General features: G+C 43.1%; 16 protein-coding genes and 2 pseudogenes. 6 read left to right on the top strand and 12 right to left on the bottom strand.

Annotated features, from left to right (window positions below):
- Window positions 1–25: 25 nt before the first annotated feature.
- From F6K51_RS23525 to F6K51_RS23510, 4 genes are all read right to left on the bottom strand, one after another.
- Entirely contained in the window at window positions 26–982 is a 957-nt protein-coding gene (locus F6K51_RS23525; RefSeq protein WP_293024757.1) for a hypothetical protein, read from the bottom strand.
- A 157-nt stretch (window positions 983–1,139) separates the two neighbouring features.
- Window positions 1,140–2,948, bottom strand: a complete 1,809-nt coding sequence (locus F6K51_RS23520) for an EAL domain-containing protein (protein WP_293024755.1) — start codon at window positions 2,946–2,948, stop codon at window positions 1,140–1,142.
- Between the two features lie 1,094 nt (window positions 2,949–4,042).
- On the bottom strand, window positions 4,043–4,225 hold the full coding sequence (locus tag F6K51_RS23515; RefSeq protein WP_293024753.1) for a hypothetical protein: 183 nt from the start codon (window positions 4,223–4,225) through the stop codon (window positions 4,043–4,045).
- Window positions 4,226–4,266: 41 nt separating this feature from the next.
- On the bottom strand, window positions 4,267–6,147 hold the full coding sequence (locus F6K51_RS23510; protein WP_293024776.1) for an NAD+ synthase: 1,881 nt from the start codon (window positions 6,145–6,147) through the stop codon (window positions 4,267–4,269).
- Between the two features lie 443 nt (window positions 6,148–6,590).
- Here F6K51_RS23510 and F6K51_RS23505 point away from each other — a divergent pair, with 443 nt between their 5' ends.
- Both F6K51_RS23505 and F6K51_RS23500 read left to right on the top strand, forming a co-directional pair.
- Window positions 6,591–6,773 carry a hypothetical protein gene (locus tag F6K51_RS23505; RefSeq protein WP_293024751.1) on the top strand — a complete coding sequence of 61 codons (183 nt, stop codon included), beginning with the start codon at window positions 6,591–6,593 and terminating at the stop codon, window positions 6,771–6,773.
- 4 nt (window positions 6,774–6,777) lie between these two features.
- A complete protein-coding gene (locus F6K51_RS23500; protein WP_293024749.1) occupies window positions 6,778–7,011 on the top strand; it encodes a hypothetical protein in 234 nt (77 codons plus the stop codon).
- A gap of 20 nt (window positions 7,012–7,031) precedes the next feature.
- Here the strand turns inward: F6K51_RS23500 and F6K51_RS23495 are convergent, their stop codons facing one another.
- The 7 genes and pseudogenes from F6K51_RS23495 to F6K51_RS23465 form a co-directional block, all read right to left on the bottom strand.
- Window positions 7,032–7,397: a response regulator gene (locus F6K51_RS23495; RefSeq protein ID WP_293024747.1), complete on the bottom strand. Its 366-nt coding sequence runs from the start codon at window positions 7,395–7,397 to the stop codon at window positions 7,032–7,034.
- 22 nt (window positions 7,398–7,419) lie between these two features.
- Window positions 7,420–7,944 (bottom strand): annotated as a pseudogene (locus tag F6K51_RS23490) (NUDIX hydrolase).
- 4 nt (window positions 7,945–7,948) lie between these two features.
- The gene (locus tag F6K51_RS23485; RefSeq protein ID WP_293024745.1) at window positions 7,949–8,296 is read right to left on the bottom strand and encodes a hypothetical protein; all 348 of its coding nucleotides are present in this window, start codon (window positions 8,294–8,296) and stop codon (window positions 7,949–7,951) included.
- Window positions 8,293–8,859 carry a nicotinate-nucleotide adenylyltransferase gene (locus tag F6K51_RS23480; protein ID WP_293024743.1) on the bottom strand — a complete coding sequence of 189 codons (567 nt, stop codon included), beginning with the start codon at window positions 8,857–8,859 and terminating at the stop codon, window positions 8,293–8,295. Before F6K51_RS23480 ends, F6K51_RS23485 begins: the two co-directional genes overlap by 4 nt.
- A 650-nt stretch (window positions 8,860–9,509) precedes the next feature.
- Window positions 9,510–9,692 (bottom strand): hypothetical protein, encoded by a 183-nt coding sequence (locus F6K51_RS23475; RefSeq protein WP_293024742.1) that lies wholly within the window; start codon window positions 9,690–9,692, stop codon window positions 9,510–9,512.
- Window positions 9,693–9,708: 16 nt separating this feature from the next.
- Window positions 9,709–11,286, bottom strand: a complete 1,578-nt coding sequence (locus tag F6K51_RS23470; RefSeq protein ID WP_293024740.1) for a mechanosensitive ion channel family protein — start codon at window positions 11,284–11,286, stop codon at window positions 9,709–9,711.
- A gap of 1,074 nt (window positions 11,287–12,360) precedes the next feature.
- Window positions 12,361–12,708, bottom strand: a complete 348-nt coding sequence (locus F6K51_RS23465; RefSeq protein ID WP_293024738.1) for a hypothetical protein — start codon at window positions 12,706–12,708, stop codon at window positions 12,361–12,363.
- 281 nt (window positions 12,709–12,989) lie between these two features.
- Between F6K51_RS23465 and F6K51_RS23460 the strand changes: the two genes are divergently transcribed.
- Entirely contained in the window at window positions 12,990–15,242 is a 2,253-nt protein-coding gene (locus F6K51_RS23460; RefSeq protein WP_293024736.1) for an ABC transporter substrate-binding protein, read from the top strand.
- A gap of 133 nt (window positions 15,243–15,375) precedes the next feature.
- Here F6K51_RS23460 and F6K51_RS23455 read toward each other — a convergent pair whose 3' ends face one another.
- On the bottom strand, window positions 15,376–16,728 hold the full coding sequence (locus tag F6K51_RS23455) for a nicotinate phosphoribosyltransferase (protein ID WP_293024734.1): 1,353 nt from the start codon (window positions 16,726–16,728) through the stop codon (window positions 15,376–15,378).
- 374 nt (window positions 16,729–17,102) lie between these two features.
- On the opposite strand from F6K51_RS23455, the gene F6K51_RS23450 reads away from it, so the two are divergent.
- The 3 genes and pseudogenes from F6K51_RS23450 to F6K51_RS23440 form a co-directional block, all read left to right on the top strand.
- A complete protein-coding gene (locus tag F6K51_RS23450) occupies window positions 17,103–17,252 on the top strand; it encodes a hypothetical protein (RefSeq protein WP_293024732.1) in 150 nt (49 codons plus the stop codon).
- 598 nt (window positions 17,253–17,850) lie between these two features.
- A complete protein-coding gene (locus tag F6K51_RS23445; protein WP_293024730.1) occupies window positions 17,851–18,204 on the top strand; it encodes a hypothetical protein in 354 nt (117 codons plus the stop codon).
- A 252-nt stretch (window positions 18,205–18,456) separates the two neighbouring features.
- A pseudogene (locus F6K51_RS23440) lies at window positions 18,457–18,694 on the top strand (hypothetical protein); the annotation flags it as partial.

Raw genomic sequence — 18,694 nt, 5'->3', positions numbered from 1 at the left:
AAGGGACGCCAAGAGCCAACAACCCTCAACCACCGATTGCTAGGATAACTGTTGCAAAGCCAGTCACATTCAGACGGTCTTCGTTATATAAGGTAGTACGCACTACTAAATCGAGATAAACTCTAGGGCGTAATTCTCCTCGCCAACTAATCGAGTCACCCCCTTGGCGGTAGGGAGACTCTCCGGTCGGTAATCCACCCAACTGCGCACCTTTGTCGGTTTTGCCGGTATAACTCAAAGTGGTACCAGGAATTGTTTCTCCCTGCTTGACTCGGTATAAAACTGGAACCTTGTAAACGACTAGACTGGGGTTTGTTTGAGCCGGTACCTGCGGTACCCAACCAGGTTGAGAAGATACCCCATCTACCGTTAGACGAACAGTACCACCAGCCTGTAGGCGTTCATCACTATAAACTAATACCCGCTGGTTGAGGCGCATTTCGACTCCCCTCAGAGGACTTCCAGTCCAGTCTAGAGAGTCACCACTGCGCTTAAATGCCCGCTGTCCATTGATCAACACTTCAGCAGTTTTATCCTCCGTCCTACTGATGTACCGAATATCAGTCCCTGGTATCAATGAACCAGCTTTCACCTCCTGCCTAACTGGTCCTTTGTAGACCAAGGTAGAGTTTGACCGAGGCTGCCGTTCCAATAGACTGCAACTAGTTGTGGTAGGGACAACAGCCAACAGCACCGCTGTGGCAATTAGTAAACGTTTAAGCAAACTGAGTGCTGAGTTTTGAGTGCTCAGTCCATTGTCTTGAGTGCATTTTCCGGCGTTGCTGAATAATGGAATGATTTTAAGAGTTTTGTAGAATGGGCATCTTGGTGGAACTGGCATCTTGCGTAGAACTGGCATCTTGCGTAGAACTGGCATCTTGCCAGTTTCCTCCTTATTTCGCGCGGGCAGGATGCCCACTCTACTCCTATTCATTACTTGATTGAGCAACGCCCATTTTCCTAAGTCGTAAGACGTGCTCAAGACTGAATCACCTAGTTTATGCTCAGCTCTTGCAGTGTAGGATCTGTTTTCCAAGTCAGGTTTCATGTTTGGCCTCTTTTACATGCAAGCTTGCCCCCCGATCTTCGGTGAATATTGGGGGATAACCTTTTGCCTTTCTTAATTCCTACTATAGCGATTACCAAAACCTATCTGGCTTGGTTAACATCAAATTGGTCACAGTTTCTGCAGTGAGGGCTTCATCAAATAATAATCCTTGTCCATATTCACATCCTAAATCTTGCAAAATTTCTTTTTGTTCTTGGGTTTCTATTCCCTCAGCAATTACCTCAATTTTTAGCTTTTTAGATAGATTAACTATCGCTTCTAGCGTATCCAAAGTTTTGCCATTTTTTGGAAATCCTTTGCTAATAAAAGAACGGTCAATTTTCAGGATATCAATTGGCCAATCATTTAGATAGGAAAACGATGAGTATCCGGTGCCAAAATCATCGATACACAATTTTATATTTCTGTCTTTAAGTTTCTGCAAGATAGTGCTAGCAACTGAGGCATTATCTACCAACACACTCTCAGTAATTTCCAGCTTCAAGTTCGCCCCACTCAATTCTAAGGTGGTGCAGATTTGGTCAATCTGGTCAATCAGCTGGGGTTGGTTGAGTTGAATACCAGACAGATTCACACTGATACTCAAAGAAGAATAATCAGGAAACTGGTCTTGCCAAAAGCTTAACTGTTTGCAGGCTTCCCGCAAAATCCATTCCCCAAGGGGGATAATTAGTCCTGTTTCTTCTGCTACCGGAATAAACTCACTAGGACTAACCTTGATGCGAGTACGGTGCTGCCACCTCGCCAAGGCTTCAAAACCAATAGTTTTGCCCGTTGTCAGGGACACAATTGGTTGATAATTCAGATGCAATGTTTCGTATTTAATTGCCTGTTGTAAGTCGGTTTCTAACTGTAGTCGCTCAATAGCTCTCTGTTGCATACTAGGATGAAAAACTTCTGAGGAGCCAATACCTTCTAATTTGGCATAATACATCGCCGTATCTGCCGCTCGCAGCAAATCTTTCGGTTGCTCATACCCCATGGTACTCAGGACAATACCAATGTAGCAATTAGAAGACACGACTCGCCCATTGAGTTCAAATGGGATGGAAATCTCCTGATGGATACGCTCAGCTGTCTCTTTCACCTGATCTAAGTCTTGGATATTCGAGAGCAAAATCCCAAATTTATTCTCTCTCATCTGTGCCACTATATCCTGATCACCGATGCATTTCTGTAAGCGTTGAGCAGTAGCAACTAGGAGTTGTTCACTGAGTAGATCACCTAGACTGTATTGGATAAGTAGGTAGCGACTGAGAGTCAGACATAGCACAGCAAATACATTATCCTTCTGAGTGTTTCCAACAATTGGTTCATCCCAGCAAAGAGTTGGTAGAATCGGGTATGCCATCGGTAGACATTTGCGATTGTGAATTGGCTTTACTGGCTTAAACCACTGGCGAAGGTAGTATAAAAACAATGTCCGATTAGGCAAACCGGTCAATTCGTCATAAAACGTCAGGTCTTGTAACCTCTTGATTGCCTTCCGGTAATTTTTGCGCACCTTTGCTTCTCTTAACTCCCGCTCCACCGCCGGAACTAATCGTGCTAACTGGTGTTTAAGTAAATAGTCATGGGCTCCCGCTTTCATAGCAGCGATTGCCATATTTTCCTTAATCGAGCCGGAGACGATAATAAACGGTAAGTCTAAGCCTTTTTTTTGTAAGAGGAGTAAGGCACTAATGGCGCTAAACTTAGCCATGAAGTAATCAGCAATCACCAGATACCACCCTTTATTATCTAGGGCTTCGTTCATTGCTCCTGGTGCTTCCACTCGTTCATAAATTGCTTCGTAGCCACCATTTTTTAGTTCAACCACTAGCAACTCAGCATCATCTTCTGAGTCTTCGACAATCAAAACTCGCAGTGGTTTATTCATAGATTTACCCTATCTATTCATCAATAATTTTCTACTTGATTAGAAAGATTGTGTCTTAGGAGATAAGTAATCTCCTTCTATAAATACAACTAGCTTAATTTTACCTCATCTTGAGGTAATTAATGGGCAAATTTTGATGAGTATACATGATCCAAAATTCAGAAATCAGGACAATAATTTAGCAAGGTTAGTGGGAGGAGCAATAACGATTAGTGGATTCCCAAGCCAATTTCTCCTAAAAATTCCTGGAAAATCAATTATTCTGACTCGAAGCTCCTAACTCGAAGCTTTTGACTCGGAGGATAGTTGGTTATGTATAATTCAGGTAATTTTAGGTTTAATCCCAACAGATCTAGAACGAGTTAAAACAATTGAACTATCCTCCGCGTCAAGCACAGGAGATTATAATTGGTTATAATAAAAGCAGGCTTGAACTACCGACTTTAGTATAGGTGCGCTTGACCCATTAAGAATTAAATTCGCCACGGGTCGCACCTCCTGTTGACCTTGGTGAACAGGAGGTGCTTTGTAGTGCGGATTATCCTGGAAATCTTTGCAAAGTTGACCATAGGAATACTCTTGTGTTTTCGACCAACTCGGTACATATCATAAGCATCAAAGTAAGTGTAATACTGACAGTTTTCGTTTAGAAGTCTGTCTTACTGCCTACCAAGCCTGCTTGTACATGTTGTTGGCTGGTTCACACCATAAAACAAGGAGGTCATTAGTTTCATCTGGTATGTTCCCAGACAATAATCCAGATAATAATATTTTCTTTGTCCCGTATTGCACTAGTTAGATCACCTCCTAATCACAAACAAAGTAGACCAGGGGTGTGCATCCCCTAACTTATTTTCATCCCCCGCGTCAAGCATGGGGGCAAACAAGCTGCGATTTCTGTAAATTCAATTCCTAACAGCTTAAATTTACTAAGCGCCATAATTAACCTTAGCCATCTTCAATCCTGAATTTTCATAAAAAAGAAACCCATGGCTGCCATTTTGCCATTTTTATGTTTGGATTTGCATTAAAAATGAAACACATGGCTGCCATTTTGCCATTTTTATGTTTGCAAACAGATCATCAATTGTAATTTAACTAGTGCTAATCATTAGATCAGTAGTGATGGCCATAGTTTTCAGGTGTGGAGGAGACGAAGCAATGGTGTTATTATAACCAATAATTTGTGAAGGGTGGAAAGGTAAAATAAAAGGTTGCTCCATCGGGTCACCGCTAACTCTCGAAAGCTCTAGCAAATCGTCAATGAGTTTCCACATATGCTGACTGTTAGCAGATATACGTTGGAGATAGACTAATCCTATAGCCAACGACTAGCAATTGGCATCCGCCAGCCAGTACCAAAGGCGCGGTCAGTAACCTTTAAGCCTGGGGCAGCTTGTCGGCGCTTAAATTCAACACGAGCGACTAGTCGGATGATTTTGTTAACCACTTCGGGCTGATGACCTGCATCAATAATTTGCTCCGGGGCTTGGTGCTGGTGGATCAGTCGCTCCAGAATATCATCTAGGATATCGTAGGATGGCAAGGAATCTTGGTCTACTTGACCAGGTTTTAATTCAGCGCTAGGGGGCTTAATTATAATGTTAGAAGGAATAATTTCTGTTTGGCTTAAAGGTTGTTCGCCTTTGGCGTTCGAGTCAGTTAGGTTAGCCGGTTGAGGCTGATCAGGTTGAAGGTTAGAAGAGGAGTCTGAAGGTTCAACCTTGACCCTACTAACCTGCAAATCCTGATTAACCTGGGACTCCTCTGCCTTAGAATTTAGCCACCGACATAGGGAGTAGACCCGGGTTTTGGGAACATCGGCAATTACAGCTAATCCACCATTCATATCACCATAGAGGGTACAGTAACCCACTGCCATCTCTGACTTGTTGCCAGTGGAGAGCAGGAGATAGCCATATTTATTGGCGATCGCCATCAGTAAGCTGCCCCGAATTCGGGATTGAATATTCTCTTCAGCCACACCAAACTCTGTCCCGGCAAATAGGGAGGCTAAGGTTTGGTCAAACCCCTGCATCAAGGAACCAATAGCTAGGGTGTGAGTCTTAATACCTAGGTTTTGTGCTAATGAGAGAGCATCTTTGACGGAGTGGTCAGAACTGTAGGGAGAAGGCATGAGAATCCCCAAGACATTGTCTGCTCCTAAGGCGGCGGTGGCAATAGCAGCTACAAGAGCAGAATCAATCCCACCACTCAAACCAATTACGACTTTTTTAAAACCACACTTACGGGTGTAATCCCGGACTCCTAGGACTAAGGCTGACCAAATTTCTTCGTCTAGGCTGGCTGGGGCTGGTGCTATGGCTGCCGATGGTGGAGACTGTATAGTTGTTTCTGGTGGGGTGACCAGATCCTGTGTTTCTCGGTCATATTCCAAAATGACTAAGTCTGTTTCAAAGGCACGGGCGCGACATACCATCTCACCAGCCTGATTAAATGCTACACTACACCCATCAAATATCAGGTCATCATTGCCTCCTAGCTGATTGGCGTAGAGGATAGGTGTATGGTAACGGCTAGCGCTATGGCGCAACATTGCTTCCCGAGTTTTCTGTTTACCCGCGCTATAGGGTGAGGCGGACAGGTTTACCACTAGGTCTACACCCTGTTGAACTAAGTCTGTGATCGGATTGACTTGATAGCTGCGTTTGCCCCAAAACTCTTCATCGTTCCACAAGTCTTCGCAAATGGTAACACCGATTTTAATTGGGGAGTGGGCATTCTCAGTTGTGATTCGTGATGGTTGGTGATCAATGGTGAAGGAATTACTCTCCCGTCCTGGTTCAAAGTAGCGGTTTTCATCGAAAACATCATAGGTGGGCAAGAGTCGCTTGTGAAAAATCTGCCGTACTTTTCCCCCCTCTAGTAGAGCAATGCTGTTATATAAAGGTTTGCCACCAGCAAGCTCTGCTTTGGTATTCGGTGTTACTGTCCCCACCAAAACCGCTAGAGACATTGGTAGCTGCTGAGCTAGTTGTTGCACTTGTGTAGTCATCGATTCTCGAAACTTGGGATTGAGCAGCAAATCTCGTGGTGGATAGCCACACAAGGATAATTCTGGTGTCAGCAACAGACGCACATCCTGACTCGCAGCAGTCTTGGCTACTTCAAGAATCTGTTGAGCGTTGCCTGTAATATCACCAATGGTGGGGTTGAGTTGAGCGATCGCAATCTTCATCATTTTTGCTTGTTTTTTATAGTTTAGGCCATCTACTTCACACAATCTTTAGTAATCTGGGTTTGGTTAGTAATTAAAGGCGAAAATATACAGTTTATATCGTATATAAAAAATTTATATAAAAAGTAACTGGCTCATGATTAGCATTTTTATTGGAAATTGCTTGGCTGGTTTTATTCTTTGATTACCTTGGAAAATAAACTCCAAAGCTTGCTGCTGATATCTTTGAACAATTTCTGGACAAACATAAATTTTAATAATTCCTAATACCGGTAATTATATAGGCATCTCATTTATGAAAATTTAATCGTTATATTTATTGATATTCAATTTAAAAATAATCCTAGGATTTTAACGAAATTAAACATAAACGTAAACTCGAACGTAAACCCTAACGCAAACCTAATACTTGATAGTGTAGATTAAGTAATCAAAAATAAATCATGAACGTAGAAGAACTCGAAACCCGTTATCGAGAAGAGATTCAAAGTCTAGCCAACCAACTTCAAAATGCAGTTCTCGGACTGTCTCAGACAGAAGCAAAAATTGCTAAAATGGGACGGTCTATAGAGAACCTGAGCGAAATCCTTCAGGAATTTCTCCTACAGCAGAATCAAAAAAACTAATTCCATGACTGATGAGACAATCAATGTCAATGATTTCCTTAACAGGACTTACGCAACAACCTTATCTGTAGGGTGCGTTATTAACCAACCCTACTTACTACTTAAGGGAACTTCTGGCCTAGTTTTGCGTAAGTCCTGCCTAAGACTTCAAACTCATATCATCTCCGGTACCATCGGTATTGTATACCACAAGAGTGTTTGGCAGGGGGCTCAACTTTGTGGCTCTCAAGACAAATGACAAAAAAAGCTGACTGGATATCAATTGGTTATTTCTTCCTCTATGGCTTGTTCTATTTCTCTGAGAAGCGCTGGTTTGACTAGATAACGACGAGCTCCTAGTCTGAGAGCTCGCTTTTTGTCTGCTGGGAAGGAGTAGGCAGAAAGGATAACTATAGGGATTGTTGCCCATTGGGATTTCTTGAGTTTTTCGATCAAGGTAAAGCCATCAACTTCTGGTAATTTGAGATCCAGCAGAATCAAGTCAGGTTGAAAGTCGGCGAGGTCTCGTTTAATGGTTAACCCATGGGGTAAAGCGCAAACGTCATACCCTTGCAACTGAAGGTATTCAGTGATAACTTCTCGATTAAAATCGTCATCCTCAATGAATAGGATTTTATGAACCACAATTACAGATGTTTTTTCATTGCTAAATAAATACCAACGGTTTATCCTTTAAACGAGCATATGCCTCCGCATCAAAGCGGTACAAACTTCATGGATGACCTGCTCCCTGAGACACTTTTCAACTAGTATCAGCCAGGAAGCATAGCTTTAAAAGACGAGGGCTAAAATTGTAATAATCAGAGACGTTTTCAAAAAAAAATGTGGTGTACAGTCGATAAATAGTATAGATATTTTTGATGGTAAATACATCTCGGAACAGGTCAAAGGCGACAGAATTGTCTGCCAATTTGTTGCGCAAATGCCGATAACCATAGTCCAAAATTTGATTATGGTCAAAGGCGAGCTGCGGCACATGCTCGATGGAATACCAGGCAATACCACTGACATCATCTGTGTTGAATTTAGCTTCTTCTAGTCGCTCTAGGGCAAAGTAACTGACGGATAGGTAACCCATGGCGTAGTGGTGGTTATAGGTAACCTCGACTCTAACCAATTTTGGTTGATAACGACCTAGTTCTCCGAAAGTGTACAGTTGCTCTAGGTTCACGTTGTTAACTCGAATTTTCTCTGCCCAAATCCGTTCGCGTAGCGTGGCCAAACGCGCCCCGCGTGGCCCAAAGGCCAAGGCCAATCGCGTAGCGTGGCCAAACGCGCCCCGCGTGGCCCATTCGCGTAGCGTGGCCAATAGGCCAAGGCCAAGGCCAATCGGCAGCATGGTCTAATGATTCTCCGTCCCACACCAAGGTTCCTGGTAAACTCGATTTACCGAGGAAGGCTTCCTCTTGGAGTACCAAAAGGCGGCTTTGTTGGGTATTGACGGAAAAAATCACATGACGGGCCCTGACCTGGAGGTTGGCTAGAGCTGGTAGTTTGACCTTTATATTGCTGCTTTGGGTCATTGGTACAACTGCTCTTGATGGATATAGTCCTTAACCAGAGGAGTCAGTGCTGTTGTATCACCATTCTCACGATACGCTGTAGAGGAAACTGATGGTACCGTAATATTAGCGATCGCTAATTGTGCTCCTAGATGCTTCAACTTTTCTAAACTAGCCTGATCTACTCCATATCCTGAACGAGGTATCACCAGCAACTGTACTTGTTTTAACAATTGTTCAATTTGATACCAACGGGGCATCTGACGGATTAAATCAGTACCAATCACCAGAGTCAAGTTTGCCTGTAATCCCCAGCGCTGTTTAACTAGTGCTATGGTTTCCAAGGTTCTCGGGCTACTCAAGTCGGGGCTGACACGGATCGGATTTTGATACGGGTCAATCTCCTCAATCAGTAACGTGAGCATTTGGGAACGTTGTTCTAGGGTGGTCTGATGAGACTTGAATGGATTATCTGATGCCCAAACCACCACTTGGTCATAGTGATGGGATAGCCACTGGAGAATGGCTTGATGAGCACAAGTTGGGGGATCTGCACTGGTACCAAACAGGGCAATATTGACCATAGTTAGTTAAAAGTTAGTTAAAAGCTCAAAGGGGTTTGAGATTAGGTTTGCTCTTCAGCATCTAGTGCGTGAAAAGTGATCTAAGCCTAGCGTTGGGTTTTAGCTTCAGAATTATAAAATTTAAACGCGCCACGGATTAGGGTACACTCAAAGGAAACAGAATGCGATGGACTTCGTCCCGCTTTCAGCGAACGCTTGAACTGCTACAAGCTATATATAGCTTATTTGCTTAAGTCCTGATACAAATGGTGATAGCCCCCTAGTTGAAAGACTTTTGTCAATCAACTAGGGGGCATGACAGTAGGTACAATGGACAGAACCTGAGAAATGGGGCAACTCAAATAGGATTTACCCAGAACTCCAACTGATCAGGACTTACCTAGTAACTCCCTTGAGTAAGGTGAGTTGATAACTCACCCTACTAAGCTGTCGCCTATTTAACTTGTCTATTTTTGAATAAGCGGGAAAAACTCTACAATCCTCTCCCCTTAGAGATTCAATTTATAAATCAATTAGATGTAGAGGCTACCGATATCTGCCTGATATAGATGCCTTAAAGCTGACTTAACCCTCTTACCGCTGTTCCATCTGTTCCATCCCACCACCAATCATCTCTCTAAAAGTGCAACGCCCCTCAAACTGTGGGAGTTTCAACCGCCCGTTCGCTTAGCGTGGCCAAACGCGCCCCGCGTGGCCCAAACGCGCCCCGCGTGGCCAATAGGCCAAGGCCAAGGCCAATCGCTTAGCGTGGCCAAACGCGCCCCGCGTGGCCCAAACGCGCCCCGCGTGGCCAATAGGCCAAGGCCAAGGCCAATCAACTGCTGCGATCTCACCTCCATTGCCTAGGCCCTATTGTTTCAAAATAAACACCGGATCCTGAAAGTTTAATTCAATGCCCTCCTGGTCAAAGAAATCCTTGATCATTTTACGAAGCACTAGCTTAATCAGGCGGTGCTTTCCAGGTTTAACTTTGGTAACGGTTCTTATGGACAGATCAAAATCCCCAAAGTCCTCGATTCCATCCACCTTGGTCGGTTCAATTACCTCGGAATACTTCTCTTTTAACTGGTGTCCCACCTTTTCGATCACCCTGTACACATGATCCAGGTCAGCATCATATTCTATGCCAACTTCCACTACAGCATAGATATAGTCCTTGGAGTAGTTGGTAATTGAGCCAATATCCCCGTTCCGAATAATATGCATTTGACCATTGAAGTGTCGAATACGGGTAGTTCTCAGTTCAATCGCCTCCACAATCCCCTCGGCTTCCCCTGTTTGGATATAGTCACCTACCAGGTAGTAGTTTTCAAAGAGAATAAAGAATCCACTAACCATATCGTTAATGAGATTCTGCGCCCCAAGACCGACCGCTAGCCCCACAATGCCAGCACCCGCTAGGATTGGGGTGGCGTCAATTTCTATGGTATCGAGGATCAATATACCCGAACCGAAGTAAATCAAGTACTTCAGTAAACTCTCTAGTATGGGAATAATCGTTAACCGCTTCTTTCGCTGCACATCAGTCAGCTTCGGGGACCTAAGCAGTGCTTCTTCGAGGAACAAATTGGCGATCACGATCAAGCCACGACTCAGGAAGATGATACCGATAATTTTGACAGCTTTCGATCCATAGGTGGCTAAGTTAGCAATTATCTCTACTTGCTCAACCACCAGGGTGGCCATGGTAACATAGATTATATATTCTAGGCACCCCTTAAAGAAAGGAATCCGATGCCTGAGATTGCTATAGAATCGCAGGATATTATCAGGGCTAGAGTATTGAACAGTCAGGTTGTCTATGCTATCGATAATGACCACGATGGATCTCAGAATGAGCAACCCGATTCCAATAATCAGATAGATGTTAAGAAGAACGTACAGATACTTAGTTGTGGATTCTGGCACTTTCAGAAACTGGGTACACCAGATTAGGGAAAGCAGCCAGAGTCCACTGGTAAGGATTTTGGTTAAGTAACTGAACAAATCCTCAATGCTTTCATCACTAGCAGTGATTTGTTCTAGTTTCTTTGCCCGAACGCAGCCATAGTTGAGCAAACGCTGCAAGGGTTTCATGGCGAACGCAACTAGCATCAGAAGGCAGATGCATTTGCCTAACCCAGTGCCAAGGGTTATCCAGAATCCTTTGGGAATATTGCTCACTAACCCAAGTGTGTATTCCTTGAGGTCTTTCCCGCGATAGATCAGCCAACCGTTGCCACCAACAATTAGAAGGCATAGCGCTATACAACAGATAACGATCAGCGCCTGGAGGTTCTGGCGGAGGTTTCTAGCATTGCTGTTCACCTTTTGGAACCAAGCAACTCTGATCAGTTGCTTGAATAGTATACCCACCAGCCAGTTGACTAGACAGAAAACTACGATGACCAGGCTGACTTCAGCCAAGATAATAATTATGTTGTTCACTTAACAAATTAGCTCAACCTTTCAGTATAATACAATACTTTACTTAGTAAATATAAATTATATTCTTAACTACAATTAAATTGATACCACTACAGGAAGGTTCATCCACCGCCTCATAGCCAGAAGTTGATGAAGGTTTCAAAAGGTTTTTCTTGACAGTGTTCCATGGACAGGAGACCCCTAGGTCGATCTGCGCCATTTGAGCACAACTTGAGCTCAGATCATCAGTTGAGCTTAATTTCACATTATTTCACATTTATTTCATAATTAATCCCTGTTGTTACTTATGCTTCATAAGCTTTGCTTAAAAGGTTTAATGGTGTATTGTTTTATTTAATTAAAGAATTAAACAAGTATCTAAACCTGGAAAAGCGAACATTCAGATGAGAGCAACAGAAGTTAACCCTTCCAAAGCTGACGGCTGAGGAGCTGATAGATGAATAGTTACCACCTATTAGTTTATCGAATTTAGGCTCTTCCGTACTTGTTATGCTAAATTAACACTTTGGCAAAGGGAGCAGGGAGCAGGGAGTAGGGAGCAGTGGAAAGAGGCAGTATTTAGAAATTATTGTTAATTAAATACATTTCCCTTGTAGAGTAAGCTTTATGATTTTTTTTACTTGAAATGATCGCATAGCAGGTACTGAAGAACCCGAATTTATAGCACGGAAGTGCCGGTGATATCCCTGAGGATCTTACCTAAAGCAATTGCTATGGCTCTATTACAGAAAATAGGGAATAGGGAATAGGGAATAGGGAATAGGGAATAGGGAATAGGGAATAGGGAAAAAATTATGTCTACCTCATTAATATCAGAACCGCTATATTAAAAATAAGTAATAGATATAATAAAGTCAATAGAGAGAATAAAATTAAAAAAATATTGATTAAATTGCCACCTAGTTTATTCTAAAAGTCCTAAGGGATGTTTTTTTTAGACAAGGTTGATTGTAAAAAGGTTGACTTGGCTATAATTCAGTCTATTAATCATTGATCATTGATCATTTTTCACAAGCCTTTATCCTGTTTTAAATAATTTTATTGACAGTTCTAATTCGTGGTTTTTAGAAAGGTTTAATCGCCGCCATTGCAGCAAGGGCGTGATTGCCCACTCACGAAGCCAGGTAAGGTTGAACGCGATGGACGAAGTCCCGCTTTGCTGCGAAGCGCGTGGCCTTTTGGCCAAGGTTTGATGGTTGATGGTTTGAAGGTTGAAGGTTGAAGGTTGAAGGTTGAAGGTTGAAGGTTGAAGGTTGAAGGTTTGATGGTTGATGGTTTGAAGGTTTGATGGTTGATGGTTGATGGTTTAAGATAGAAGGTTTGATGGTTGATGGTTTGAAGGTTTGATGGTTGATGGTTGAAGATTAGAGGCTTAAGAACTGAAAGCCGGATGTATAACTGGCAACCTGTAACGTTAAACATGTAACATGTAACCTGTAACGTAAAATATAAACTTTATAACGTTAAACCTGTAACCTGTAACCTTGGCCAAAAGGCCACGCTACGCGAACAACCTGTAACCTTGGCCAAAAGGCCACGCTACGCGAACAACCTTCAACCTGTAACTTTCAACCTGTAACTTTCAACCTGTAACCTTGGCCAAAAGGCCACGCTACGCGAACAACCTGTAACCTGTAACGTTAAACCTGTAACGTTAAACCTGTAACCTGTAATCTGTGACCATTCAACTGATCAGGTGATATATGCTAAAAAAAGCCATCGTATTAGTATCTATAGTACTGCTTGCCTGGGCTACAGTTGTAGCAATTGATACCTTCGAGGGATATCAAGAGAGGATAACCATTGCGATCGCAGCTCCGTTAAGCAATGCTAGTGAATCAGCCCAACGCTCAGGCAGAGCAATGGTAGACGGTGCTCAACTTTACATTAAGCAAGTTAACAAGGCTGGCGGTGTTAAGGGGAAAAAATTTAAGCTTGAAGTTTATGATGACCAAGGCAATCCGGATGTGGCACAGCAGGTTGCGAAGAAGATTGCTCAATCAAATGCGATCGCAGTGATTGGTCATTACAGTAGTGGGGTATCTACGGCTGCTGGCAAAGTTTATCAAGACTATAAGATTCCTGCGGTGACCGGCTCAGCTACTGCTGATGGGGTCACCCAATCGAACAGTTGGTATTTTCGCACCATTTTTTCTAACAGTGCTCAGGGTACTTTTATTGCCAATTACATCAAAAAGATTCTGGGATCTTCAAAGATTAGCCTAGTTTCCAGCCCCAGCACTTATGGCTTGACCTTAGGGAAGACTGTTGAAGAGACGTTTCGGCAGTTAGGGGGAGAAGTAGCCAGTAAGTGGGTATTAGGGGATGATATAGACCAAGCCATAGAAACGATTTATCAAGATTTATTGGCTTTAAAAAATAGCGGGAAAGACCCAGGAGTGATTGTGATGACAGCGAATCGCAATCAAGTGGCTCGATTAATTGCCAAAATGAAGAGTTCTAAGATGGATTTCCCCATTTTTGGCGGTGACTCCTTAGCCGAAATATCCCTGGCGCAACGGTTTGAATACTCCCCAGAGGAGAAGGATGAACCAGGCTTCTTTACCAATGGAATTTATGCCATTGCTCCGATTATTTTTGACATTTCTGATGATAGCGGTCAACAGTTCAGAAACGAATTTGAAAAGCAGTACAAACAAGCGCCGGGATGGGTGGCGACTTGCTATTATGATGCGGCAAAAGCCATTGTTGAGGCAATTAAACGCTCTGATATTACCTGGGACGATTTACCGAAAGACCGTTTGATGCTTAAAGAAAGCTTAGCAACTATTAATAGCCAGGAAACGGCGTTCAAGGGGGCAACCAGAAATATTTATTTTGACTATTATGGTAATGCAGTAGCACCCGTTTTTGTGGGTATTTTTGATAGAAGAAATTTTATTTCAGCATTTAGCCAGCTGCAAATAATCCCGGACTTACGGGCTGTTGCTAATCTGGAGGAACAGCTCGACAGTGGTGAAATTGTAAAGGTTGGTAATAACTATATGGTAAAAACCCATATCGTTTACACCGGGATGGATATCAATGAGATTAGTCACATAGATGAAAAAACCTCCTCATATTTGGTTGATTTTTTCATTTGGTTTAGGTACCAAGGGGATATTACAGCCGACCAAATCGAGTTCACAAATTATGGCATTGAGCGGCTAGATTCAGGAGAAAAATTGACCTTAAAAGAACCGATAGATACAGATTTAAACAATGATATAAAATATAAAGTATACCGGGTTAAAGCCGATTTTCATGAAAAGTTTGATTTTCACGATTACCCGTTTGACCTTCAGACCCTATCAGCGAGATTTCGACATCTCAACCTAACTCGGGACAAGCTAATTTATGTAGTGGACTTCGTGGGAATGAGAGATACCACTACAGAAGAAGTTCTCAAAAATTGGAAGACAGCTAAAGTGTTTGATCAGATTACCGATTGGAGTGTTGAGAGTGCTGCCTTTTTCCAGGATACGGTGATTAACAATTCCACGTTGGGCAATCGACGATTTATAGACACAGATTCGGATATCGAATATTCTCGATTCAATGTGGTTATTAAAATCAAGCGGGATTTAGTCAGTTTTAGTATCAAGAATCTTTTGCCTCTACTATTTTTTGTGGTGGTGGGATACCTGTTTATGTTTCTCCCCTTCGATCACATGTCCGTAGAAGCAGTAAGTGGCTTGCTACTAGCGATTGTATTTTACCATCTAAGCTTGATAGAAGGACTACCGGAGGGGGTTGGCTATGTAGTGGCTCTCGACTATGCCTTTTATATCGTTTACATACTCAATGGCTTACAGTTGTTGATGGTGGTGATTGGGAATAGTGAGGGGTTTCAGTCTGGTAAAATCAAGATTAGCAAATTAATGGAGTTTGGAAGAGTGGCGTTTCCAGTGATTTTGGTAGTTTATACGTCTCTTCTGTGCTGGCGGTATTTGTAGTTATTTGTTATAGCGGTTTACGATTTTATTAAGTACATATTTCTGGTTTTTTAGGGAGCAGGGAGTAGGGAGTAGGGAGTAGGAAATAGAGCAGTTGGCATTCAATCTAAGTTATTGATTAATGTGTGACAGGTTACCTTTTGGAGATAGCTATGGTGAGCTGTTGTAGGGCATCAGAAATTTCTACAGGTAGTGGGCTTGGCTGATGAACTTGTCGGGTTGACGTGGCAAGACTAGCAACAGAGGCAGCTGTGCGTTTTTGTATGGTGTATAAGGATTCTGGCAGCTTGAGTCGTTGACCTTGTTTGATGACTTGTTCGAGCAGAGGTTGTTCATGATCTTGGCAGGATTCAGCCATTAATCCTAGCCGGTCTTTGATAACTGTATCTTGGTGAAATTGGCGATAGATTTGCTTGCGTCCTGGATAGGTGATTTTGCTACTGGACTGTTTCATGGTGGGAATGCCATCAATTTCTACTAATTTGTAGACTCCATTGACTGGGCTTCCAGTGACTAGGCGAGTTCCGAGTCCATAACCGTCGATACAAGCACCAGCCTGTTTGAGTCTGGCTATTTCATACTCGTCTAAATCCCCACTGGCAAAAATTGAGACATTGGGTAAATGCGATCGCACTTTTTGGGACAAGGTCACTAAATCCCCAGAATCCAAACGTACTCCAGTCACTTGGATTTCCCCAGCTGCGATTCGTTGAGCCAGACTCTCAGCGGCTGCTACTGTATCATAGGTATCTATTAATAAGGGAGCATTGGGAAAATAGCGATAAAAGGCTGTAAAGGCATCCTGCTCACTTCCAGATACTGCTGTGATCGCCATGACCAAAGCATGAGCCATGGTTCCTTTAGGCTGACATCCTAATTTCAGGGCTGCTAATACATTAGATGTGCCATCCAACCCACCTGCTATAGCTGCTCGTGCTGCCCACAAGGATGCCTGAGGACTAAAGGCTCGTCGAGTGCCAAATTCTAGTAAGGTAGCCTCGGCCCCCGCCACATCTCTGAGCCGTGCTGCCTTAGTGGCAATCAAGGTTTGATAGTTAATTGTATTGAGTAGGTAAGTTTCTACTATCTGTGCTTGCCACAGAGGAGCATCCACCCGCAACAACGGTTCATTAGCAAACATTGCGGTTCCCTCAGGCACTGCCCAGACATCACCGGTGAAGCTTCCTTCTGCTAAGAGTGACCAAAACTGTTCCGGTGCTCCCTGAAAAATTTCTGTCTGTTGTAATGCTTCTAGTGCCTGGGGACTAAAGCGAAACTGTTCCAGGTAGTCGAGTACCTGGGCGAGTCCCATAGCAATCAAGTAACCAAAGCCATTAGGTAAACGTCGCGCAAATAGTTCAAAGGAAGCTGGTTTTTGGGCTAAGCCTTCACCACTATAACAGGCTGTCATGGTCAGCTGATACAGGTCAGTTAATAAGCTATACTCCTCAGGTGTAGGTATTAATTCCTGGTGTTTATCATTCATGGTAGTAGTGTTTAAGTAGTAATGTTTAACATAAGGTAAAGGAACTTTAAATAGGTACAGATTTGTTAACAAGCATCTCAAAATTACCAAACAAATCTTAGTGATTAGTCAAGCTTGAGAAAAGTATTGCAAATATTACCAAACAAATATTACTAACCCTGGCACTGAATCGATAATCCTCGATAAGATAAAGTACACCAGACAGAAATCTTTTTCAGTCTGTACTCACAGTTAAGACTCAATAATTTGAGAACAGCAATTTGAGGACAGCATGGCAGTAATCGTGAACCACCATAAAAGCTAAAGGTTCGCGGTAATTATAACCACTGCTGCTGTTTTCAACTCTAACTCAACTAATTCAGGAGAGCAATTTTATGGGTTTTTACAAACTATTGGAAAGTAGTATTCAATATCTTTCTGAAGCAGTAGCTAGGATTTTTGGACCTAATGATGACATTTATCCTGCTATTGGTGTTCAACCCTTTAGCGGTGAGCCCTTTGAGCAGAAAGAGGCATCTTGGTAAATTCTTCGGTAAATTATTCGATTTTAGCTAGAATTTGAACGCTAGTTATAGTGGTTCTTGCTGGAATACACAACACCCTTAGGGGCGCACAGCGTGCGCCCCTAAGGCTAATGCTGGTTGACTGACAAAAAATGAAGTCAAAAGTGCTCAAATACTTATCTGGAGAGAGATAGCCGCCCTTGACTAAAGTGAGTGGGAGCCAGCATTCTAAGGACAGAAACCACTTACACCCTTGGAATGCTGTGAAAAAAACTCCTGTCTATACAATGCCTTGAAGAGCTGGATAGATCAACAAGCGTGACTGGGCTCACCTGAGCCACCTGACAACCTGTTTGTGGATGGTGGTGGCCGTGATCAAAACAGAGGAGGTAAATTTGACCCGTTGGATTCCTGAGTTCCCATGTAGAGGCCAATATGCCTTTAGCTTGCAACGCCGGATGCAACGCTGGCTGCCATTTTGCTCGAATTAACATCCATGGCCAATAGGCCACGCTACGCGAACGATTGTACAAACCTTTGATTCAAGCAGCTTTGGCGGTAGGACAAGATGACACTATTTATTTGAGGCAAGGACACCTCACTGTTCACCGGATCAATATTGCCTGGTGCGATTGGTTGTGGTGCATCACCGGACGTGCCTTGCCTGTGGAAGGCGCGAGTGCTGGAACATCGCAGTGCTTCTGTATCCAAAACACGATTATCGCGAGATGTTGCAACAAGCCATACACCTCTTGCCCAAAGGGGTAATCGGTCATTTTACTGGCAGATCGATGTTATACACACCGATTTAATGAAAGCCATGACAACCCAATGGGGCTGGCACTATCGGAAAAGTTTGAAAAAGGACAGTTGGATAAGGCGAGCAGGAATTGGATGGTGTCAGCTTAAAGATTTCCATGTTCTACGAGGTGAAGCCCTCTGCTTTCACAATGTCAAACTCCACAAGGAGTAAGCTTTTTGGTGGGGTCCATCTCGTCTTCGGTCGTAACAATGTCAATGGTGATAATGGGCCATTGTTAGTGATGAAAAGACCACTCTTAAATCCTTTCTTGAATATGGATTGCGCTTTGATATCGAGGAAAATTTCTTGGATGACCAGTCCAATGGGAGCGAATGTGCAAAAATCCCAAATTCGCTCAGTTCCTGCTTTATCAAGGGCGAATGGTTCATCCTGGCAGTTGCAATCGTTATATGTCACAGCCGCTTGGGGAAGAGGATCGTTGAAACCGGTTTTCGTCGATGGGTAGACACACACTGGCGCACGAGGAAACAGCTATTTTCGGATTTGGTTTGGAGTGGGTCAAAGCCTCGGAGCGAAAATGGCTGGAGACTGATTCGTCGGGTTCGTTTTACGAGTAATCATGATCCTGACCCAGTGATGGCCTCACGAACACAACATGATAAACGACGGTATCGACTGGAATTCAAAATACAAACGTACG

It is taken from the genome of Moorena sp. SIO3I8 (assembly GCF_010692325.1).
GTDB lineage: Bacteria > Cyanobacteriota > Cyanobacteriia > Cyanobacteriales > Coleofasciculaceae > Moorena.
Note: the sequence above shows the minus strand (reverse complement) of the source record. Positions and strands in the feature narration are given on the sequence as shown.

Coding starts and splice junctions, on each gene's coding strand:
- F6K51_RS23465 (WP_293024738.1), bottom strand. CDS start 12,708: ATGTTTAACGTTACAGGTTGCCAGTTATACATCCGGCTTTCAGTTCTT.
- F6K51_RS23480 (WP_293024743.1), bottom strand. CDS start 8,859: ATGGTCAATATTGCCCTGTTTGGTACCAGTGCAGATCCCCCAACTTGT.
- F6K51_RS23455 (WP_293024734.1), bottom strand. CDS start 16,728: ATGAATGATAAACACCAGGAATTAATACCTACACCTGAGGAGTATAGC.
- F6K51_RS23515 (WP_293024753.1), bottom strand. CDS start 4,225: ATGTGGAAACTCATTGACGATTTGCTAGAGCTTTCGAGAGTTAGCGGT.
- F6K51_RS23460 (WP_293024736.1), top strand. CDS start 12,990: ATGCTAAAAAAAGCCATCGTATTAGTATCTATAGTACTGCTTGCCTGG.
- F6K51_RS23500 (WP_293024749.1), top strand. CDS start 6,778: ATGACTGATGAGACAATCAATGTCAATGATTTCCTTAACAGGACTTAC.
- F6K51_RS23505 (WP_293024751.1), top strand. CDS start 6,591: ATGAACGTAGAAGAACTCGAAACCCGTTATCGAGAAGAGATTCAAAGT.
- F6K51_RS23485 (WP_293024745.1), bottom strand. CDS start 8,296: ATGACCCAAAGCAGCAATATAAAGGTCAAACTACCAGCTCTAGCCAAC.
- F6K51_RS23450 (WP_293024732.1), top strand. CDS start 17,103: ATGGGTTTTTACAAACTATTGGAAAGTAGTATTCAATATCTTTCTGAA.
- F6K51_RS23520 (WP_293024755.1), bottom strand. CDS start 2,948: ATGAATAAACCACTGCGAGTTTTGATTGTCGAAGACTCAGAAGATGAT.
- F6K51_RS23510 (WP_293024776.1), bottom strand. CDS start 6,147: ATGAAGATTGCGATCGCTCAACTCAACCCCACCATTGGTGATATTACA.